This is a genomic window from Mycolicibacterium pallens (assembly GCF_019456675.1).
GTDB classification, from domain to species: Bacteria; Actinomycetota; Actinomycetes; order Mycobacteriales; family Mycobacteriaceae; genus Mycobacterium; species Mycobacterium crocinum.
This window is the reverse complement of record NZ_CP080333.1, coordinates 72,302-91,785: the sequence shown is the minus strand read 5'-3', so window position 1 is coordinate 91,785 and position 19,484 is coordinate 72,302. Positions and strand designations below refer to the sequence as shown.

Genomic DNA, 19,484 nt, shown 5'->3' with positions numbered 1-19,484 from the left:
CCTGAGCTGGGCGTCACGGGACAAGTAAATCGCACGTCGTCGGCTGTGTGCTTGACATCGACAGAACCACGATGCGACCGCCGGCTTCGAAGAGTCGGCTTGTGGTGGTCCCGGTAAGTGAAGAACCACCAGGGGTGTGCCCCGGCGCTCGTGGCAGACTAGAACGCGTTCTAGTCTCGGCCACCCGGAGGAGCGCCCATGAGCAGCGACGTCAGCTTCGACCTTTCGTCGGTGTTCCGTACCGTCGCCCAGACCCTGCCGGACAACGAGGCGCTGATCTGGCGCGGGCAGCGTCTGACCTACGCGCAGCTCGACGCCCGCATCGATGGCGTCGCGCACTATCTGGTCGAGCAAGGGCTGGGCTGCCACACCGAACGCGACCAGCTGGCGCCCCATCAGTCCGGGCAGGACCACGTCGGGCTCTACCTGCGCAACGGCAACCAGTACATCGAGGCCATGATCGCCGGCTACCGGGCCCGGGTTGCGCCGTTCAACGTCAACTACCGCTACGTTGAGGAAGAACTCCTCTACCTGCTCACCGATTCTGCGGCAAAGTCGCTCGTGTACGGCGCTGAGTTCGCGCCGCATGTCGCCGCCATTCGCGACCGGCTGCCCGAGCTGCGGGTCCTGATCCAGGTCGCCGACGGCTCCGGCAACGAATTGCTGCCTGGCGCAGTCGATTACGAGTCGATCATCAGCACGCCCGCACCGGCTGCCGGCATGCCCACGCCCACCGGCGACGATCTCTACATCCTCTACACCGGCGGCACCACCGGTATGCCCAAGGGTGTGCTGTGGCGTCAGCACGACATCTTCATGTCGGCGATGGGTGGCCGGCCGTTCGGCGCGGAGAAGTCGCTGGAGTCCTACGCCGACCTCGCCGAGCAGGCCCGCACCAATGCCGGATTCCGCTCGGTCCTGATGATTCCGCCGCTCATGCACGGCGCGGCCCAGTGGGCCGCGTTCAACATGTTCAGCACCGGCGGCTGGATGGTGCTGCCCGACGACGTCGACCGTCTCAACGCCCCGGCAGTGATGAAGCTCGCCGAACGGGAACGCGTACTGAGCATTCCGGTCGTTGGCGACGCGATCGCCCGTCCGCTGCTCGACGAGATCGAGACCGGCAAGTACGACCTTTCCGGGCTGGTGACCATCACCAACGGCGGGGCGCCGCTATCGCCGACGGTCCGTGAACGACTGCTGGCGGCGCTGCCCAACCTGATGGTGCTCGATGCCGTCGGCGCCTCGGAGACGGGCATGCAGATGACGACGATGGCGGCCAAGGGCGTCGAGCAGAAGGCGGCCACGTTCACTCCGCAGCACGACACCGCTATCATCTCAACGGATTTCACGCACGTGCTGGCGCCCGGCGAGGGCGAGGGCTGGCTGGCCCGGCGTGCCTACGTACCGCTGGGTTATCTGGGCGATGCCGAGAAGTCCGCACGCACCTTCCCCACCATCGACCGCGTGCGCTGGTCGGTGCCCGGTGACCGGGCCCGGTTCCTGGAAGACGGCCAGATCGAACTGCTTGGCCGCGATTCGGTGACCATCAACTCCGGCGGGGAGAAGATCTTCGCCGAGGAGGTCGAGCGCGCGGTCGCCAGCCATCCCGCGGTGTACGACGTCGTCGTCGCCGGCCGGCCCTCAGAGCGGTGGGGCAACGAAGTGGTGGCGATCGTGCAGTTCGCCGAAGGTCAGAGCGCCACCGACGCTGAACTCGCCGACGCCTGCCGCGCGCATATCGCGCAGTACAAGCTGCCGAAGGCGTTCATCCGCACCGACAAGGTCCTGCGCTCCCCCGCAGGCAAGGCGGATTACCGCTGGGCCAAGGAGCTGGCCGTGGAAAGCCTTGCCGCACAGACCTAGTCGCCGAATGTCACACCAGAGTGACGCTGAGCGCCGAACGTCACACCAGAGTGACGGTCGGCGCGGTCACACCTTCATGTATCCCTTGTCGGCGGGAATCTGGGCGGCGGTCAGCAGCGCCGACGCATCGCTGGCCAAGAAGAGCACGACCTCGCTGACCTGATTCGGCGCGATCAGTGATTCGGTGGGCAGTGCACCCGGCGAGAAGCTGTAGACGTAGTGCGGATGCTTCTCGAACATCGAATACATCGAGAGGTCGTTGCCCAGCGCGGTATCGACCCCGTAGGTGTGCACGGAGTTCACCCGGATCCCGTACTCGCCCACCTCGAGCGCCAACGAATTCGCCAGTCCCACAACACCAAACTTGCTGGCGCAGTAGTGCCCGGCGCCGGGCACGGCCTTGATCCCCGCGGATGAACTGATCGCGATGATCGATCCGCCGTTGCCGGCTTCGATCATCGCCGGGACGCATGCCTGCACGGTGTTGAAGAACCCGGTCAGGTTGACGTCGATGATTTCCTGCCACATCTCGGTGGGGATCTCCCAGGCCCGGCCCCAGCTCATCACCCCGGCATTCGCGACGACGACATCGAGGCGCCCGAATTGTTCGATGGCCCTGGCGATTACCTGCTTCTGCCCGTCGTGGTCGCGCACATCGACCCGCTCCGCGCTGATCTTGACGCCCTCGTCCTCGACCAGCCGGACGGTGTCGGCCAGGTCTTCGGGTGTCGCCGGCTCGTAGCCGATGTGGTTGCCCACCGGCCCGCAGGCGTCGATGGTGACGATGTCGGCACCGGCCTGAGCCAATCGGACACAGTGGGCGCGGCCCTGACCCCGGGCCCCGCCTGTCACGTACGCAACCTTGCCCTCCAGCGGGCGTTCGTTTGTCACGGCCTCACCATACGTTCGCCTGGTGCGTGGATGGTCTGGAATTCCGGAACCGCTGCGAGCGCTTGTGCACCGTATGCACATCAACGTCGGCACGCACCGGCCGCAGTCGGTCGTGTACCTGAGCTACGTCGACGCGATCCTGCCGTGACCACCACCGCACCGGTGACGTCGCGGTCGACCATCGCGGCGCTGCTGAGCCTCACCGCGGGCACCGGGGTGATCGACGCGGTGTCCTACCTCGGCCTCGGTCACGTCTTCGTCGCCAACATGACCGGCAACATCGTCTTCCTCGGTTCCGCCGCCAATCCCAGCTCCGGATTGTCTGCGTCGCTGGCCCTGATCGCGCTGGCGGCGTTCATGTTTGGTGCGTTGGTGGGCGGCGCCTCGGGTCATCGATGGGCCGCGTCGCCGACCTGGCCGACGTCGGTGCTGCTGGCGCAGGCGGCGCTGCTCGGTGCCGTCGCCGCGGCTGGCGCGGTATTCGGCATATCCGCGATGGGCCGCCCGGTCGTCGTGGCGGTGCTGGCGTTCGCATTCGGCTTGCAGAACAGCACGGCGCGGCGGATGGCGGTCGCCGATCTGACCACCACCGTGCTGACGTTGACGGCGACGGGATTGGCTGCGGACAGCCGGGTCGCAGGAGGTCCGGGCGCGAAACCGGTTCGCCGACTGGCATCGATCACGACGATGTTGGCCGGCGCGGTCGTCGGAGCGCTGCTGGTTCAGGTGTCGGTGTCGTTGACGATCGCGATCGCGGCACTCTGCGTGCTGATAGCGGCGGTGCTGCTGGGTATGGACCGCCGAGTCCGCGCCTGATCAGGCCGGGCCGAACCGGGCGCCGCCCTCGGCGTGGTACCAGCCGCCCGCCGCCTGGGTTCCACCGTCGACGTGCAACGTCTGGCCGGTGATATAGCGGGACATATCGGAAGCGAGAAAGACTGTGGCCGACGCGATTTCATCGACATGGCCGGGCCTGCCCAACGGCACGGCCTGGCTGAGTTCCTGGCGTATGCCGTCCGGAGACAGTGCCAGCAGGCCCTCGGTGATGGTGATGTCGGGGGCGATGGCGTTGACGCGGATGTTGTGCGGCGCCAGTTCGAAGGCGGCCGTGCGGGTGTAGTTGATGACCCCGGCCTTCGCCGCGGAGTAGGCCGCGTACCCGGGCGCCGCGCGCACTCCCTCGATCGAGGTCACCGAGATCACGCTCCCCCCGCGGCCGTCGGCGACCAGGTGCCTTGCCACCCGCTGCGTGCACAGCAGAACGTGCCGAAGGTTGGCCTTGTACAAGGCGTCCCAACCGTTTTCGGTGGTGTCCAGTAACGGCGAGGCGAACACCCCGCCGGCGTTGTTGACCAAGATCTCGACCGGCCCGAGCTCGTCACGGGTGCGCGTCAGCGCGGCGTCGACCTGCCCGCTGTCTCGGACGTCGGCGACGATGCCGAGCGCACCCAGCTCGTCTGCGGCGGTGGCGCAGGTGTCGGCGTCACGCTCCCAGATGGCGACCTTGGCCCCGAATCGGGCCAACCCGTCGGCGATCCCACGACCGATGCCGGTGCCGCCGCCGGTGACGACGGCCACCCGATCGGTGAGCAGGATGTCCGCCGGCGCGATCGTCATCGCGCTAGCTGCTTCGCGTCAGGACGTCATCGGCGAAGCGGGCGATCCCGTCGAGCGCCTCCCGGGTGCGTCGCCACGGCATGACGATCATCCGGTCGATGCCGGCGTCGGCCGCCCGCGCCACATCGTCGGGTGACTCGGCCGGCGCCGAAGTGGTCACCTCCGGCTTGCCGTCGCGGCCGTGCTCGGCCCACAGTGCCGAGAGCTTCTGCACCGATCCGGGAATCTGGTCGAGGGTGTGGTTCATCGGGATCCAGCCGGAACCGAACCGCGCCACCCGGCGCAGCGCGGGCATTCCGTCACCGCCGACGTGGATCGGCGGTCCGCCCGCCTGGACCGGTTTGGGTTCGAAGGCGACCGCGTCGAAGTCGAAGAAGCGGCCGTGATGCTCGATGGTCGGCTCGGTCCACAACGCGCGGCACACCTCGAGGGCCTCGTCGACGCGGGCGCCGCGGGTGCTGAAGTCCAACCCGACGGCGTCCCACTCCTCGCGCAGCCAGCTGGCGCCGACGCCGAAGTCGAAGCGGCCGTTCGAGACGATGTCCAGCGTCGCGGCCGCACGGGCGCTCACGAAGGGGTGACGCAACCCGATGTTGTAGACGTAGGTCCCCATCCGGATAGTGCTGGTCTGCCCCGCGAGATACGCCAGGTAGGCGATCGCGTCATACATCGGGGTCTTCGACGGAATCGGCGGATGGCTGTCGCCGTGATGCGGGCTACCGGACATCTCCGCAGGCAGCACCAGATGCTCGGGGAGCCACACCGACTCGTAGCCGAGTTCCTCGGCGCGCACGGTCAGGTCACGCCACAGGCCGGGGTGAACGCCACCCAGCGGAATCCCGAACTTCACAGCGCGGATGTTACGCAGCCGCGTGCGTCGGCGGAAGTACTACTCTCAGTTTCGGAGAGCGTGATTCTGCGAGGTCGCCGCAGTAGCGTTTGGGCCTATGACGGCGAGCAGGCTGAAGGTCCGCTACGCCCTGGCTCTCGTACTCGCCCAGATCCTGGCGGCCGTCGAGTTGACCTTCCTGGTGATGCCGCTGCGCCACGAATTGGTGCCGCAGGCGGAGACCGTGTTCGGAACCGACACCTTGGTCGCCTCGATCGCACTGTCGGTAGTCGGCTTCGCCGCCTCGATCGTTTACGCGATCCTGGCCGTCGATCGCCGATTGCGCTGGTTCACCACGGGTCAGCCGCCGACGGCTCGGGACCGTCAGTTCGTCGAGGGCCTGCTGCGCAATCAGTCAGCGCTGCTGACGGTCATCTGGTTGATCAGCGGCACGGTCATGTTCGTCATCAACCGCGACGGCGGGGCGGTGGCGGCGTGGCTGATCGGGATGGCGGTGTTGTTCGGTCTCACCACATCGACCGGCGCCGCTCTGTTGCTCATCCAGCGGCCCATGCGTCCGATCACCGCAGCCATCATGGGGTCGACGCCGGGCCGCGATACCGCGCCGGGAGTGCTGCCCCGGCTGTTGTTGATGTGGCTGATGACCAGTGCACTGCCGAGCATCGGCATCGCGGTGGTGGTGCTGATGCGCTCGACCGGCTGGATCATTCAGAAGAACGCGTCGATCGAGATACCCGTGATCGTGCTGTCGGTCATCTCGGTCCTGGTCGGGCTACGCGGGATGGCGATCGTCGCGCTTTCGATCTCGGATCCGGTGCACGACGTCGTCGCCGCCATGGCCCGGGTCGAACGGGGCCAGATCGCCACCCGGGTCGACGTCTACGAACGTTCCGAAATCGGCCGTCTGCAAAGTGGTTTCAACCGGATGGTCGCAGGGCTGGCCGAACGCGACCGGCTGCGCGACCTGTTCGGCCGCCACGTCGGGACGGATGTGGCACTGCGCGCGGTCAGTGACGCCGACTCTCTCACCGGCGAAGTGCGGGAGGCCGCCGTCCTGTTCGTCGACCTTGTCGGCTCGACCCAACTGGCGCAGAGCCGTTCACCGGCCGAGGTGGCCCACGTGCTCAACGAGTTTTTCCAGATCGTCGTCGACGCCGTCGACGAGCGCCACGGGCTGATCAACAAGTTTCAGGGTGACGCGGTGCTGGCGGTCTTCGGTGCGCCGCTGCCCAGCACGCATTCGGCGTCCGATGCGCTGGCGACCGCTCGTGCGCTCACGGTCGCGCTGCGCCGGCTGCCGGTGGTGGACTTCGGCATCGGCGTATCGGCCGGGCCGGTGTTCGCCGGAAACCTCGGGGCCGAGCATCGCTACGAGTACACCGTGATCGGTGATGCGGTCAACGAGGCTGCGCGCCTTGCCGATCGGGCCAAAGCCGCCGACGAACGCGCCCTCTGTTCGCAGCCGGCGCTGGACAGGGCCGACCCCGCCGAGCGTGCCCACTGGCGCGAGCACTCCTGCGAAGTGCTGCGCGGCCGACTCAAGCCGACCCGGATGTCCGTCCCCACCTGACTTTGCCCATCCTCTTGTGCCCGCGCCGCCATCGGGTGAATGGTGGAAGGGCAGGAGGTTTGTCATGGCCGACAAGACGAACACTTCCCAGGCCGCCCGATCGGCTCCCGCCGCCGATAGTCCGGCCGCAGTCCGCAATGTCGTGCTCGTCGGCCCGTCCGGTGCGGGCAAGACGACGCTCGTCGAAGCGCTCCTGGTCGCCTCCGGAGTGCTGTCGCGAGCGGGGTCGGTGGTCGACGGCAGCACGGTGTGCGATTTCGATGACGCGGCGATCCGCCAACAACGGTCGGTCGGGCTCGCGCTGGCACCCATTCCGCACGAGGGCATCAAGGTCAACCTGATCGACACCCCCGGCTACGCCGACTTCGTCGGCGAACTGAGAGCCGGCCTGCGCGCCGCCGAGTGTGCGTTGTTCGTGATCGCCGCGAACGAAGGCGTCGATGAAGCGACCAAGGCGTTGTGGCACGAATGCGACGACGTCGGCATGCCCCGGGCCGTGGTGATCACCAAGCTCGACCATGCCCGCGCCAACTACGACACCGCCCTGCGTGCCGCGCAGGACGCCTTCGGTGAGAAGGTGCTGCCGCTGTACCTGCCGATCGAGAAGGGGTTGGTCGGGCTGCTGTCGGGCAGCCAGTACGACTACCGCGACGGCACCCGTACCGTCCACCCGCCGGACGACGCCCACACCGACCGGATCGCCGAGCATCGCGGCACGCTGATCGAGGGCATCATCGAGGAGTCCGAGGACGAATCGCTGATGGAGCGCTATCTCGGCGGTGAGGTGATCGACGAGGCCGTGCTGATCGACGACTTGGAGAAGGCGGTCGCACGCGGGTCGTTCTTCCCGGTCATCCCGGTGTGCAGCGGCACCGGGGTGGGCACCGTCGAGCTGCTGGACGTCGCGACCCGGGGCTTCCCGTCGCCACTCGAACACGTGCTGCCCGAGGTCTACAACCCGCACGGGGTGGGCCGCCCGGGGCTGTCCTGCGATCCGGACGGGCCGCTGCTGGCCGAGGTGGTCAAGACTACGTCGGACCCCTACGTCGGCAGGGTCAGTCTGGTCCGGGTGTTCTCCGGCACCATCAGGCCCGACACGACAGTGCATGTGTCGGGCCATTTTTCGGCCTTCTTCGAGGCGAACACCCACGCCGACCACGACGAGGACGAACGCATCGGCACCCTGTCGTTCCCGCTGGGCAAGCAGCAGCGCCCGGCCACCCAGGTGGTCGCCGGTGACATCTGCGCGATCGGCAGGCTCACCCGCGCCGAGACCGGAGACACGTTGTCGGACAAGACCGATCCGCTGTTGCTCAAACCCTGGACGATGCCGGAGCCACTGCTGCCGGTGGCGATCGCGGCGCGCGCCAAGACCGACGAAGACAAGCTCTCGGTCGGCTTGCAGCGGCTGGCGGCCGAGGACCCGACGCTGCGCATCGAACAGAACGCGGAGACCCACCAAATCGTGTTGTGGTGCATGGGCGAGGCGCATTCCAGTGTGGTGCTCGAGGCGCTGGCGAACCGCTATGGCGTGAACGTCGACACCATCGAGGTGCGAATCCCGTTGCGCGAGACCTTCGGCGGTTCGGCCAAGGGACACGGTCGCCACGTCAAACAGTCCGGCGGCCACGGCCAGTTCGCGGTGTGCGACATCGAAGTCGAGCCGCTGCCCGGCGGCTCCGGTTTCGAGTTCGTCGACAAGGTCGTCGGCGGCGCGGTGCCCCGGCAGTTCATCCCGAGCGTCGAGAAGGGGGTACGCGCCCAGATGGAGCGTGGCGTGCACGCCGGCTATCCGGTCGTCGACATTCGGGTCACGCTCGTCGACGGCAAGGCGCACAGCGTCGATTCCTCCGATATGGCGTTCCAGATGGCGGGCGGCCTGGCGTTGCGCGAGGCCGCCGCCCAGACTCGGATCGACCTGCTCGAACCGGTCGACGAGGTCACCATCAACGTGCCCGACGACCTCGTCGGCGCGGTCATGGGCGATCTGTCCGGCCGGCGCGGTCGTGTGCTGGGCACCGAGCAGGCCAGCGAGAACCACACCTTGATCCGGGCCGAGGTGCCCCAGGTCGAGCTGACCCGGTACGCCATCGACATGCGCAGCCTCACCCACGGTGCGGCCTCGTTCACCCGGTCCTTCGCCCGCTACGAGCCGATGCCGGAAACCGCCGCCGCGAAGGTCCAGACGTAACGGTCCGCGGTCGCGCGGTAGCGTCGTTCTCCATGACTGCACCGCGCTCGCTTCGGGAGTTGTTCGACCAGCTCGGCCTGCAGGTCGTCGAGTCGACGGACGACACCGTCGTCATGGAGATGCCGGTGGACGAACGCACCACGAACACCGCGGGCGGGCTGCAGGGCGGCCTGATCGCCACCATGGCCGACGTGGCGGCGGGGCAGCTGGCATCTCGCGCGACCCCGTTCGGCTTCGGCATCGCGACGACGGATCTGTTCGTCCGCTACCTGCGGCCGATCAAGGTCGGCCCGGCCCGCGCGGTGGCCAAGATTCTGCGCACCGGCAAGCGCTCGGTGGTGGTGCAGGTGGACATTCATCGCGGCGAAGACAACGAACTCGCGGCGACCAGCACGATCAACTTCGCGGCGGTCTGAGTCCTACCCGATGCCGGCGCCCGGCCGTACGGTCAAGCTCTGCGAGAGCGCGCCGATCGGACCGGTCTCGTCGTGAATGATGCTGTGTGTCAGTCCGATTCCGCTCGGTCCGATCGACACCGCGGTGTCGAAGCCCACCCACTCGCCGACCGGTGTCGCGAAGAAGTGCGCGGTGAGATCCAGGTTCGGAAACGCCACCTGGCGGGGATCGACCCGAACCGTCATCCCGTTGGCGATGTCGAGCAGCCCGGCGACGCGGGCCAACGAGCTCACCGCCTCGTCGTCGAGTAGCGGCACCGAAGTCCGCACCCAGTACGCCGCCCGCCCCGGTTCGTCTTCGGCACGTCGCACCTCGGCCGACGCGATGAAGCCACCCGGCCACACCCGACTCGGGTCCCACGCCGGCAAGTCCTGCGGCGGCGGGATCGGACGCAGGCCGCTGCCACGAAATGCCGCGGTGTCGTACTGCTTCATCAACCAGGCTCGCGCCAGAACCACACCCCGGCCCTGGTAGGTCAGGGCGGCTTCGACGAGTTCGATGGTGCGGCCGGGGCGCAGCACCCGCACGTCGATGTCGACGACGACGTCGACGGGCACCGTGCCGAGGATGTCGTAACTGAGCCGCGCCGTCACCAGGTGCCCGTTGCCGCGAGCGTCCCGGTCCATCTCGATGGCATGCGCGAGCAGGCCGAACGACGGGGCGATGTGCTGCTCGGCGAGGTTCCACGCGCCACCGGTGTGCTCGTTGGCCCGATACGAATGATCCGACACCCGGCTGAAATACGACATTCGCGCGACGGTACCTCTGCCGTTATCAGCCCCGGCGTCCGGTCACCCCTGGTGCCACCGGATTATGTATGGTTACATACATAGGCATGACGAGCCCCCGCGAACGGATGGTCGCCTCCGCCGCCCTGCTGATCCGGGAGCGCGGAGCGCAGTCGACGGCGATCGCCGACGTCCTGGCCCACAGCGGCGCGCCGCGCGGCTCGGCCTACCACTACTTCCCCGGTGGACGCACCCAATTGCTCAGTGAGGCAGTCGATTACGTGGCCGACTTCGTCGCCACCAAGCTGGCCAAAGCGCCCAGCAGCATGGAAATGCTCGACGGGCTGACCCGCTTCTATCGCAAGAACCTGCTCGAGACCGACTACCGCGCCGGCTGCCCGGTGCTCGCGGTTGCCGTCGAATCCGGTGAGCCGGGCAGCGCCAATCCGGTGATCGACCGCGCCGCCGAGGCGTTCACCCGCTGGAACGAGCTGATCGCTCAGCGCCTGATCGCCGATGGCATCGCGCAGGACCGTGCCGAGGACATCGCGGTGACGACGACCGCCGCCCTGGAAGGCGCCATCGTGCTCGCCCGCGCCGCGCGCGACACCAAACCCCTCGACATCGTCCACCGGCAACTGCGCGACCTGCTCGAAGCCGAACTGCCCACCTAGGAGATCCGATGTCCGCTGACTGGCAACCCACCGCCTGCATCCTCTGCGAGTGCAACTGCGGCATCGTGGTGCAGACCGAAGGTCGCACCCTGGCGCGCATCCGCGGCGACAAAGACAATCCCGCCTCGCAGGGCTACACCTGCAACAAGGCGCTGCGCCTGGACCACTACCAGAACAACCGCGCGCGCCTGACGTCGCCGATGCGCCGCCGGCCCGACGGCAGCTACGAGGAAATCGATTGGGACACCGCGATCACCGAAATCGCTGAGGGCTTCCGGCGCATCGCCGACACCTACGGCGGGGAGAAGATTTTTTACTACGGCGGCGGCGGCCAGGGCAACCATCTCGGTGGCGCGTACAGCGGCGCCTTCCTCAAGCTCCTCGGATCCCGCTACCGGTCAAATGCGCTGGCGCAGGAGAAGACCGGCGAGGCGTGGGTCGACTTCCAGCTCTACGGCGGGCACACCCGCGGCGAGTTCGAGCATGCCGAGGTGTCGGTGTTCGTCGGCAAGAACCCGTGGATGTCGCAGAGCTTCCCGCGGGCCCGCACCGTGCTCAACGACATCGCCAAGGACCCGGCCCGCTCGATGATCGTCATCGACCCGGTGCTCACCGACACCGCCAAGATGGCCGATTTCCATCTGCGGGTGCGACCCGGCACCGACGCCTGGTGCCTGGCCGCTCTGGCCGCGGTGTTGGTGCAGGAAAACCTCTGCAACGAAGCCTTTTTGACCGAGCATGTGCACGGTGCCGACGAAGTCCGCGCGGTCTTGGCGACGGTCCCGATCGCCGAGTATGCCGAGCGCAGCGGAGTCGACGAGGAGTTGTTGCGGGCGGCCGCGCGCCGCATCGCCGGTGCCGACTCCGTCGCGGTGTTCGAGGACCTCGGCGTCCAGCAGGCGCCCAACAGCACCCTGTGCTCCTACCTCAACAAACTACTGTGGATCCTGACCGGCAGCTTCGCCAAACCCGGTGGGCAGCATCTGCATTCGACGTTCGCACCGCTGTTCAGCCTCAGCGGCGTCGGTCGATCACCGGTGACGGGCGCACCGATCATCGCCGGTCTGGTGCCGTCCAACGTGGTGCCGCAAGAGATCCTGACCGATCACTCGGACCGGTTTCGGGCCATGATCGTCGAGAGCGCCAACCCCGCCCACTCCATCGCCGACTCACAGAATTGCCGGGCCGCGTTCGAGTCTCTCGAGCTGCTCGTGGTGGTCGACGTCGCGATGACCGAGACGGCCCGGCTCGCCCACTACGTGCTGCCCGCGGCCAACCAGTTCGAGAAGCCGGAAGCCACCTTCTTCAACTTCGAGTTCCCACGCAACGAATTCCACTTGCGCCACCCACTTTTCGAGCCGACCCCCGGCACGCTGCCGGAGCCCGAGATCTGGGCGCGACTGGTGCGTGCGCTCGGGGTGGTCAGCGATGACGATCTGCGTCCGCTGCGTGAGGCCGCCAAGCAGGGCCGTGACGCCTACACCCAGGCCTTCTTCACCGAGCTCGCCGCGAATCCCGCATTGGGCAAGGTGTTGCCGTTCGTGCTCTACGAAACGCTGGGTCCGACGCTGCCCGACGGCTTGGCCGGGGCGGCTGCCCTGTGGGGGTTGGCGCAGAAGGCCGCGGTCACCTATCCCGACGCGGTGCGCCGGGCCGGGCACGCCGACGGCAACGCGTTGTTCGACGCGATTCTGGCCGGCAAGTCGGGGGTGACGTTCAGTGTTCACGAGTACGCCGACGACTGGGCGCTGATCAGCCACGCCGACCGCAAGATCGCACTGGTGATCCCGGAGATGCTCGACGACATTCGCGCTTTGGCCGATACACAGCCGGAACTGACGAACCCGGAATTCCCGATCGTGCTGTCCGCCGGCGAGCGGCGCGCGTTCACCGCCAACGACATCCTGCGGGATCCGTCCTGGCGCAAGCGTGACGCCGACGGCGCGCTGCGTGTCAGTGTCGAAGACGCCGATGCGCTCGGCCTTGTCGACGGCGGCCGCGCCCGGGTCACCACGGCCGCAGGCAGCGCCGAGGCCACCGTCGAGATCAGCGAGACCATGCTGCCCGGGCATGCCGCCCTGCCCAACGGCTTCGGTCTCGACTACGTCGACGCCGACGGGCAGACCCGGGTGCCCGGCGTTGCGCCGAATGCACTGACCTCCACCGATTGGCGTGACCCCTACGCCGGCACACCGTGGCACAAGCACGTCCCGGCCCGCATCGAAGCGGTCCCGGCGGAGGTCGCAGTAGCCGGCTGAACCTCGGGCCCCTACAAAGTAAATTGCGTGATTTATTGCCGGTGGCGCGTGAATCCCGTTATGTTGCACGCATAGCGCTGCCAGTCGGCAGTGCAGCCGCGTGCACGACGGGAGCTCCGCGCCATGGATCACGATTACGAGCAGATGAAGTGCGAAGCGGAGCCCTTCATTAAATTCGAGAAGGATCTCGTTAATCGTATTGCTTACATCACCTTTGACCGGCCCGCCGAGCTCAACTCGACCACGATGGGGATGCGGCAAAACTTCGCTGACATGATCCACAAGTGCAACGTCGACGACGACGTGAAGGTTGTAGTGATCCGCGGGGAAGGCAATGACTTCGGTAGCGGTGGAGACCTGCCGGAACAGCGCGGGATGCTGGAGAATCCGGGAACCCCGCTTCTGCACGAACTTTCGATCAACGACGACAGCGTGAAGTACCCGCCGGGTGATTCCTATCGCTACCTCTACACTCTCACCGATCACTACGCCAAGGCCCGCGCAGGCAACCGGCCCCTGCAGGAGTGCAAAAAGGTCACGATCGTGGAGGCGAAGGGCTACTGCTACGGCTGGCACTTCTACCAAGCCGGTGACGCGGACCTGGTGGTGTCCTCCGACGATGCGTTGTTCGGTCACCCGGCATTCCGTTACGTCGGCTGGGGCCCGCGACTGTGGTGGTGGGCCGAGACCATGGGCCTGCGTAAGTTCTCCGAAATGCTCTTCACCGGGAGACCATTCACCGCGGCTGAAATGTACGACTGCGGCTTCATCAACAGTGTCGTTCCGCGGGAGCAACTGGAGGCGGAGACTCTCAAGTACGCGATGGCATGCTCGAAGTCGCGGCCCACGGACACCGTCGTCGTGCAGAAGACGTTCCTGGAGTTGTACAAGCAGCACAAGGGTGAGTACTTCGGCAGCCTTCTCACCGGTGTGGTCGAGGGCATGCTGCCGATGATGACCAACGACCGCGACAACTACCCGGACCTGACCGAGGGCACCTTCGAGAAGGGCCTCAACAACGTCGTCAAGGACAACGACCTCAACTTCCCGCCAGAGTGGCGGCTGAGCCACTCCGGGCGGAAGAAGCCCTGACCCTGACCTGGGTGGCGCGCGGCCCCACGTCAGGCGCCTTCCACAAGCCGACCAGCGCGTCGACCAACTCCTCGCCGACCACCAGCCAGCTCGAGGTCGATGGCGCACCACCGTTCGCGCGCTCGCCCTCGATCTCGGCGCAGGTGTGCATCAACAAGTTTCGCGCCATCGTCCAGCGCACGACCCGAATGCGCTTCGGGCGGGAGGGGAGGCTTCGATTGATCCCCCGAACGGTTTTCAGCATGCGATCCGACGTCATCGCATCGGATCCCACCACCTCCCGGCAGGCGGGGTCGGCCATCACCTGGGCCGCGAAACGTGCGTAGGTCGACGCCGGGCCCAGCGTGTGGAGATGCTCGGTCAGCGGATACACCAGGATGCCGATCCAATCCCGCAACTGAGCGTCCGGCGGCATATCAGTCAGCATGCGCCGACGGATCTCGTCGATCTCGGCATGGTGCCGGGCCTCGATCGCACGCAGCAGATCGGCTCGAGAACCGAAGTGGTAGCAGGCAGCCGCATTATTGCCCTGCCCAGCCGCATCACTGATCTGCCGGTTCGATACCCCATGCAGACCGTTCTCGGCGAAAAGCCGTTCGGCGGCCACCAACAGCGAGTCACGAGTGATGGACGACCGATCGTTGCGCGCGTCCTTGCCAGGGCTCACCGCAGCCAGTGAACAGCACCCGTCGAAGTAAATCAACGAATTTACTCGCGCAGTAGGCCGCCTGCCGCCGGCACGAGGATGATATTCTCACTTTTGAGAATCCTATAATCGCTGGTGTGACGGTCGTCGGGGGAGACAGCCGCCGGCACACGCAGTGACCCTGGGGGAACAATGAGCGGCGACCAGACCGACCAGGACGAGACCACGAAGTGGGATCCGACGTTCACCGCGAGCGTGATCGGCGCGGTCTCGCCGGTTCTGAAGCGGTGGTTCCGCCCCGAGGTACGGGGGCTGGACAACATCCCCGCCGCCGGCGGGGCGCTGGTGGTGTCGAATCACTCGGGCGGCATGCTGACTCCGGACGTGATGATCTTCGCGCCGGAGTTCTACCGCCGCTTCGGGTATGACCGACCGCTGTACACATTGGCCCACTACGGCGTCTTCATCGGACCGTTCGACGGCTGGCTGCGTCGCGTCGGCGTCATCGAAGCCAGCCGCGACAACGCCGCCACGGCCCTGAATTCGGGAGCGGTGGTGCTGGTCTTCCCCGGCGGCGACTACGACTCGTACCGGCCGACGTTCGCTCAGACCGAGATCGACTTCAACGGCCGCACCGGCTACGTCCGCACCGCGCTGGAGACCGGGGTGCCGCTGGTGCCCACCGTGTCGATCGGTGCACAGGAAACGCAGTTGTTCCTGACCCGCGGCAACTGGCTGGCCAAGCGACTGGGCCTGACCAAAGCCAGGATGGACATCCTGCCGATCAGCTTCGGGGTGCCGTTCGGGCTCAGCGTGCTGATGCCACCCAATCTGCCGCTGCCGTCGAAGATCGTCACCGAGGTCCTCGAGCCGATCCACGTCGCCGAACGTTTCGGACCCGACCCCGATATCGCCGAGGTCGACGCGCACGTGCGGTCGGTGATGAGCGCGGCGATGAAGCGGCTGAGCCGCCAGCGCCGGCTGCCCATCCTCGGCTGACTCACACCGGTGCGACCGGAGGCATCGCGGTCGCGACGTTGAGCACACCATCAGAAAAGCCTGCCGCGGTGTGGATTTCGCCGAATGCGCGCACCATCGCATCAGTCACCTCATGCACGTCGGCAAAGGTGCGGTCGTCGGAGAGGACCGCGATGTCGACCTGGTCGACGTAACTCCACACCGTCATGTTGAACGCGCTCCCGGCGGAAAGCACACCGACGGAATAGATTTCGCTGACCGGCGCCCCACCGATGTGACCGCGCTGGCGGGGCCCGGGCACATTGGAGACCGCGACGTTCATGATCCGGTTGCGGTCGGCTCGGCGGCCCTGCCAGCGAAACGCCGCGGGCGCCAATGCGGTCGGCAGGTACTGCATCACGCGGCCCTGCACGGTCGGCCCGAGCAGCTCGTAGTTCTCCTTGGCGCGCCGGCTGGCCAGTGCCGTCAGCCGCACCCGTTCTATCGCGTCATCGACATGAACCGGCAGGGAAACAGACAGGCCGCCGATCTCGTTGCCGGTCACCCGATCTGGAGACTTGTCGGTGGCGACCGGAACCGCGGCGACCAGTGGCTGGTCCGCACGCCCGTCGTGCCGCAGCAGCAGTTCGCGCAATCCGCCGGCGGCGATCGCGAGGATCACGTCGTTGAAGGTGACGTCGAGACGCTTGGCCGTGTCTTTGACCTGAGTCAGGGCGAGTGTGGCGGTGGCGAACGTGCGAGCGGGCGACACCACGTGGTTGACGAACGAGTCCGGCGCCGAAAACGGCTTCGCCAAGTCGACCTGATCACGGCGGTGCCGCTGCCGTCGCCGCAGCCGGATGAAACCCGCGGCCGCATCCTTGACCAGCGCCGGCAGTTCGGCGGCTTGCCGCAGGTGATCGGCGAACGCCGACTGCAGTAACTCAGGGGCGGGCGGCACCGCACACACCGGATAGGGCTGGGCCGGCTCCGCATCACCACCGGCCAGATCCATCAGGCGCGCAAGCAGATTCGCCGATGCGACGCCGTCGGCCAAGGTGTGGTGGACCTTGCCGATCAGGGCGAACCGGTTGTCGGCCATTCCCTCGGCGAAGTGGAACTCCCACAGCGGGCGATTGCGGTCCAGGGGCGTGCTGGCGATCTGACCGATGACGGCGTCCAGCTCGCGGCGCCCGCCCGGCGCGGGGACGGTGACCCGACGTAGGTGGTAGTCCAGATCGACCTGACAGTTCTCCAACCACATCGGGTGATGCAGACGCCCGGGGATCTCGACCAGCCGATAACGCAACGGTTCCAGCAGATGCAGCCGGTCGGCGACTGTGCGACGGAACACCGCGAAGTCGAAGTCACCGTCAAAGTCGGCGGCGTCGACGATCGCCACCTTCAGCGTGTGGGTGTGCAGGTTGGGCGTTTCGCTGTAGAGCAGCATCGCGTCCATACCGTTGAGTCGCCGCACAGTCCCACCCCTTCAGCGCCCGCCCGGCATCATGCTAGGCGTGCGCTCAGCGGTATGGGTCGGTTTACTCGATGCGCTCAGACCTGGACCGGGATGTTGTTCCAGCCCCACTGGAAGCTCGACGGCGGCCGCAGCGCGTTCTGCTCGTCGATGTGGTAGTCCGGCACGCGGCGCAGCCACTCCTGCAGCATCACCGCGATCTCCAGTCGAGCCATGTGAAAGCCCAGGCAGAAATGCTGACCCCGACCGAACGCCAGTGACCGTTCGATGGGTCGGTCCCAGCGGAACGTCTCCGGCTCGTCGAACTCTCGCTCGTCGCGGTTGGCCGATGCCAGCAGCGTGATGATCCGTTGCCCCGGCGCGATGGTGGTGTCGTGAATGGTGAACGGCCGTCGGACGGTTCGGGCGAACCACTGCGCGGGCGCACAGTAGCGGATGATCTCCTCGCGGGCCACCGGCACGTTCGCGGTCAAGTCGGCGCGCACCGCCGCCAGCTGGTCGGGGTGGCGGCGCAGCTCCCACAGCCCGTGCGCGACGATCTTCGGCACCGTCTCCGTGCCGCCGATGAACACCCCGAGCATCTGGACCGCCACTTCGCTGTCGGTCAGCGCCGAGCCGTCGGGCAACCGGTAGGCCAGGAGGTTCTCGACGATCGGCAGCGGCCCAGGGAAGTCTCCGGCCCGGACCTGCTCAACGACGGGGATCAGGTACTCGAGGTATCCGGGTCTGGCGTTGGCGACCTCGACCCCGCTACCCGGCTCGGCCAGGCTGCCGGCATTCACGGTCGCCAAGACATCGGCAGCCAAATCTGTTGGGAGCCCGACGAGTTCACACACCACCGACGCCGCGACGATACCGCCATACTCCTGGGTGAGGTCGAAGCCGCCACGCGGCAGCAGTTCGTCCAAGCGTTGGTTGGCCAGCTCACGGATGCGGTCCTGCCAGCCGGCGACGGACTTGGGCCGGAACTGACTGGCGGTGCAGCGCCGGACGTCGTCGTAGAGCGGGGCGTCGAAGTTGGCGTGGAACGGCAGGGGATGCAACGGCGGGTCGGGGACCGGGCCGTCGTTGCGGTGTGACAGCACCCCCACCGCGGGCAGCGTGCCCTCGGAGGCGACGAAGGTGCCGTCGTTGATCGCCAGGACATTCCAGACGTCGTCGAACCGCGACAGCGCATAGGTGTCGATATCGTCGACGTAGTACACCGGGTGGTGATCGCGCAGTGTCCGATAGTACGGCCGCGGGTCGGCCATCACCGCGGGGTCGAACGGACTGTACGAGAAGTCCTGCATCACAGTCATTATCGGAGCGGGGACGGTGGCAGGGCCTGCAGGATGGAGTCTTCCCAGCCATCCCGCAGGGCGGGTGCGACGCTCATCCAGGTGACGATCTCGGCCGGTGGGCTGTCCTTCCACGACGGGTAATGATTCTCGAAGCAGTCCCAATCACCGTCGAGCGCCCAGTAATGGATCACCTCGTTGAAGCGGAACGTCGTGATGAACGAGCCCAGCCAGCGCTTGCCGGTGCGCTCCGACCACGGAACGTAGAGCCGTTCCAGTTCGCGGATGTAGTCGTCCTGCTTGCCCGGCTTGGTCTGCATGATCTCTTGGATCACCAGTCCGGCACCGAATTTCGCGTCCTTGAGTTCTTGAAGGGGGCGGTTGCTGCGCCCGGCATACATGATCCGGCCCTCCCCCGACGCACCGACACCGGCGAGGTAGTCCGACCACTGGCCGGCAGCCTCGCGATGGCTGCCGCCGGGAGCCTGCGCCCGCCCGATCCTGGCATAGTCGGCGAATGCGTCGATCTCCCAGATGATCGTCACCTGCGGCCAGTGCCCGTTGTAGGGGGTGGTCTCCCAGATCGAGAAGAGCCGCGCGCCAAGCTGTTCCATCATCGGCTGGTATATGCCGGTGAACTTCTCGGTGAACCGCTCGCTACGTTCGGAACCCAGCGCGATGGTCTCGTGCAGATACAGCAGGGTGTGGCTGTAGTACTTCTTCACCGATCAGTCCTCGACCAGTGTCAGCGCTGCGGCGGGACACTGGGTGACCGCCTGCTGCATCCGCGCCCGGTCCTCTTCGGGCCGCCGGTCGCCGTGGATGCGGACGCTGCCGTCGTCGTCGACTTCGAACACGTCCTCTGCGATGGTCTCGCAGATACCGTGCCCGGTGCACTTGCCGAGGTCCACTTCGATGCGCATACCCTGCC

Annotated in this window: 19 protein-coding genes; 10 read left to right on the top strand and 9 right to left on the bottom strand. The window is 66.9% G+C overall.

The window, feature by feature from the left end; genetic code table 11:
* Positions 1–198 precede the first annotated feature (198 nt).
* Complete coding sequence (locus tag K0O64_RS00480; RefSeq protein ID WP_071948252.1) at positions 199–1,866, top strand: acyl-CoA synthetase; 1,668 nt, start codon at positions 199–201, stop codon at positions 1,864–1,866.
* Positions 1,867–1,932: 66 nt separating this feature from the next.
* Here the strand turns inward: K0O64_RS00480 and K0O64_RS00475 are convergent, their stop codons facing one another.
* Entirely contained in the window at positions 1,933–2,757 is an 825-nt protein-coding gene (locus tag K0O64_RS00475; RefSeq protein ID WP_096309499.1) for a mycofactocin-coupled SDR family oxidoreductase, read from the bottom strand.
* 22 nt (positions 2,758–2,779) lie between these two features.
* Here K0O64_RS00475 and K0O64_RS30105 point away from each other — a divergent pair, with 22 nt between their 5' ends.
* Complete coding sequence (locus tag K0O64_RS30105; protein ID WP_256385465.1) at positions 2,780–2,905, top strand: hypothetical protein; 126 nt, start codon at positions 2,780–2,782, stop codon at positions 2,903–2,905.
* Positions 2,902–3,573, top strand: a complete 672-nt coding sequence (locus K0O64_RS00470; RefSeq protein ID WP_164519991.1) for a YoaK family protein — start codon at positions 2,902–2,904, stop codon at positions 3,571–3,573. The genes K0O64_RS30105 and K0O64_RS00470 overlap by 4 nt, the downstream gene beginning before the upstream one ends.
* Here K0O64_RS00470 and K0O64_RS00465 read toward each other — a convergent pair whose 3' ends face one another.
* Entirely contained in the window at positions 3,574–4,374 is an 801-nt protein-coding gene (locus K0O64_RS00465) for an SDR family NAD(P)-dependent oxidoreductase (RefSeq protein ID WP_071948256.1), read from the bottom strand. It abuts the gene before it with no gap.
* A 4-nt stretch (positions 4,375–4,378) separates the two neighbouring features.
* The gene (locus tag K0O64_RS00460; protein ID WP_071948257.1) at positions 4,379–5,224 is read right to left on the bottom strand and encodes an LLM class F420-dependent oxidoreductase; all 846 of its coding nucleotides are present in this window, start codon (positions 5,222–5,224) and stop codon (positions 4,379–4,381) included.
* A 97-nt stretch (positions 5,225–5,321) separates the two neighbouring features.
* Here K0O64_RS00460 and K0O64_RS00455 point away from each other — a divergent pair, with 97 nt between their 5' ends.
* The 3 genes from K0O64_RS00455 to K0O64_RS00445 all read left to right on the top strand — a co-directional run bounded on the left by K0O64_RS00455 (position 5,322) and on the right by K0O64_RS00445 (position 9,401).
* Positions 5,322–6,794 (top strand): adenylate/guanylate cyclase domain-containing protein, encoded by a 1,473-nt coding sequence (locus K0O64_RS00455; protein WP_071948258.1) that lies wholly within the window; start codon positions 5,322–5,324, stop codon positions 6,792–6,794.
* 64 nt (positions 6,795–6,858) lie between these two features.
* On the top strand, positions 6,859–8,985 hold the full coding sequence (locus K0O64_RS00450; RefSeq protein ID WP_096309497.1) for an elongation factor G-like protein EF-G2: 2,127 nt from the start codon (positions 6,859–6,861) through the stop codon (positions 8,983–8,985).
* Between the two features lie 32 nt (positions 8,986–9,017).
* Positions 9,018–9,401, top strand: a complete 384-nt coding sequence (locus tag K0O64_RS00445; protein ID WP_096309496.1) for a PaaI family thioesterase — start codon at positions 9,018–9,020, stop codon at positions 9,399–9,401.
* A 3-nt stretch (positions 9,402–9,404) separates the two neighbouring features.
* On the opposite strand, the gene K0O64_RS00440 is transcribed toward K0O64_RS00445, so the two are convergent.
* On the bottom strand, positions 9,405–10,190 hold the full coding sequence (locus K0O64_RS00440) for a thioesterase family protein (RefSeq protein ID WP_071948261.1): 786 nt from the start codon (positions 10,188–10,190) through the stop codon (positions 9,405–9,407).
* An 86-nt stretch (positions 10,191–10,276) separates the two neighbouring features.
* On the opposite strand from K0O64_RS00440, the gene K0O64_RS00435 reads away from it, so the two are divergent.
* The 3 genes from K0O64_RS00435 (at position 10,277) to K0O64_RS00425 (ending at position 14,193) form a co-directional block, all read left to right on the top strand.
* Positions 10,277–10,843 (top strand): TetR/AcrR family transcriptional regulator, encoded by a 567-nt coding sequence (locus K0O64_RS00435; protein ID WP_071948262.1) that lies wholly within the window; start codon positions 10,277–10,279, stop codon positions 10,841–10,843.
* Between the two features lie 8 nt (positions 10,844–10,851).
* Complete coding sequence (locus K0O64_RS00430) at positions 10,852–13,101, top strand: molybdopterin-dependent oxidoreductase (RefSeq protein ID WP_096309495.1); 2,250 nt, start codon at positions 10,852–10,854, stop codon at positions 13,099–13,101.
* A gap of 123 nt (positions 13,102–13,224) precedes the next feature.
* Positions 13,225–14,193, top strand: coding sequence for an enoyl-CoA hydratase/isomerase family protein (locus tag K0O64_RS00425; protein ID WP_096309494.1), 969 nt, complete (start codon positions 13,225–13,227; stop codon positions 14,191–14,193).
* On the opposite strand, the gene K0O64_RS00420 is transcribed toward K0O64_RS00425, so the two are convergent.
* Positions 14,141–14,803 (bottom strand): TetR/AcrR family transcriptional regulator, encoded by a 663-nt coding sequence (locus K0O64_RS00420; RefSeq protein WP_425574738.1) that lies wholly within the window; start codon positions 14,801–14,803, stop codon positions 14,141–14,143. The genes K0O64_RS00425 and K0O64_RS00420 overlap by 53 nt on opposite strands.
* A gap of 228 nt (positions 14,804–15,031) precedes the next feature.
* Here K0O64_RS00420 and K0O64_RS00415 point away from each other — a divergent pair, with 228 nt between their 5' ends.
* Positions 15,032–15,838: a lysophospholipid acyltransferase family protein gene (locus tag K0O64_RS00415; RefSeq protein WP_071948265.1), complete on the top strand. Its 807-nt coding sequence runs from the start codon at positions 15,032–15,034 to the stop codon at positions 15,836–15,838.
* 1 nt (position 15,839) lies between these two features.
* Here the strand turns inward: K0O64_RS00415 and K0O64_RS00410 are convergent, their stop codons facing one another.
* The 4 genes from K0O64_RS00410 to K0O64_RS00395 form a co-directional block, all read right to left on the bottom strand.
* The gene (locus K0O64_RS00410) at positions 15,840–17,273 is read right to left on the bottom strand and encodes a WS/DGAT/MGAT family O-acyltransferase (protein ID WP_071948266.1); all 1,434 of its coding nucleotides are present in this window, start codon (positions 17,271–17,273) and stop codon (positions 15,840–15,842) included.
* Positions 17,274–17,350: 77 nt separating this feature from the next.
* A complete protein-coding gene (locus tag K0O64_RS00405) occupies positions 17,351–18,574 on the bottom strand; it encodes a cytochrome P450 (RefSeq protein WP_096309493.1) in 1,224 nt (407 codons plus the stop codon).
* A complete protein-coding gene (locus tag K0O64_RS00400; RefSeq protein ID WP_071948268.1) occupies positions 18,574–19,278 on the bottom strand; it encodes an NIPSNAP family protein in 705 nt (234 codons plus the stop codon). Before K0O64_RS00400 ends, K0O64_RS00405 begins: the two co-directional genes overlap by 1 nt.
* 3 nt (positions 19,279–19,281) lie before the next feature.
* Positions 19,282–19,476 carry a ferredoxin gene (locus K0O64_RS00395; RefSeq protein WP_096309492.1) on the bottom strand — a complete coding sequence of 65 codons (195 nt, stop codon included), beginning with the start codon at positions 19,474–19,476 and terminating at the stop codon, positions 19,282–19,284.
* Positions 19,477–19,484: the final 8 nt, after the last annotated feature.

Excerpts from the sequence above, each read along its gene's own strand:
- K0O64_RS00480 (WP_071948252.1), top strand. The coding sequence starts at position 199 with ATGAGCAGCGACGTCAGCTTCGACCTTTCGTCGGTGTTCCGTACCGTC.
- K0O64_RS00465 (WP_071948256.1), bottom strand. The coding sequence starts at position 4,374 with ATGACGATCGCGCCGGCGGACATCCTGCTCACCGATCGGGTGGCCGTC.
- K0O64_RS00455 (WP_071948258.1), top strand. The coding sequence starts at position 5,322 with ATGACGGCGAGCAGGCTGAAGGTCCGCTACGCCCTGGCTCTCGTACTC.
- K0O64_RS00450 (WP_096309497.1), top strand. The coding sequence starts at position 6,859 with ATGGCCGACAAGACGAACACTTCCCAGGCCGCCCGATCGGCTCCCGCC.
- K0O64_RS00445 (WP_096309496.1), top strand. The coding sequence starts at position 9,018 with ATGACTGCACCGCGCTCGCTTCGGGAGTTGTTCGACCAGCTCGGCCTG.
- K0O64_RS00440 (WP_071948261.1), bottom strand. The coding sequence starts at position 10,190 with ATGTCGTATTTCAGCCGGGTGTCGGATCATTCGTATCGGGCCAACGAG.
- K0O64_RS00435 (WP_071948262.1), top strand. The coding sequence starts at position 10,277 with ATGACGAGCCCCCGCGAACGGATGGTCGCCTCCGCCGCCCTGCTGATC.
- K0O64_RS00430 (WP_096309495.1), top strand. The coding sequence starts at position 10,852 with ATGTCCGCTGACTGGCAACCCACCGCCTGCATCCTCTGCGAGTGCAAC.
- K0O64_RS00425 (WP_096309494.1), top strand. The coding sequence starts at position 13,225 with ATGGATCACGATTACGAGCAGATGAAGTGCGAAGCGGAGCCCTTCATT.
- K0O64_RS00415 (WP_071948265.1), top strand. The coding sequence starts at position 15,032 with ATGAGCGGCGACCAGACCGACCAGGACGAGACCACGAAGTGGGATCCG.
- K0O64_RS00405 (WP_096309493.1), bottom strand. The coding sequence starts at position 18,574 with ATGACTGTGATGCAGGACTTCTCGTACAGTCCGTTCGACCCCGCGGTG.
- K0O64_RS00395 (WP_096309492.1), bottom strand. The coding sequence starts at position 19,476 with ATGCGCATCGAAGTGGACCTCGGCAAGTGCACCGGGCACGGTATCTGC.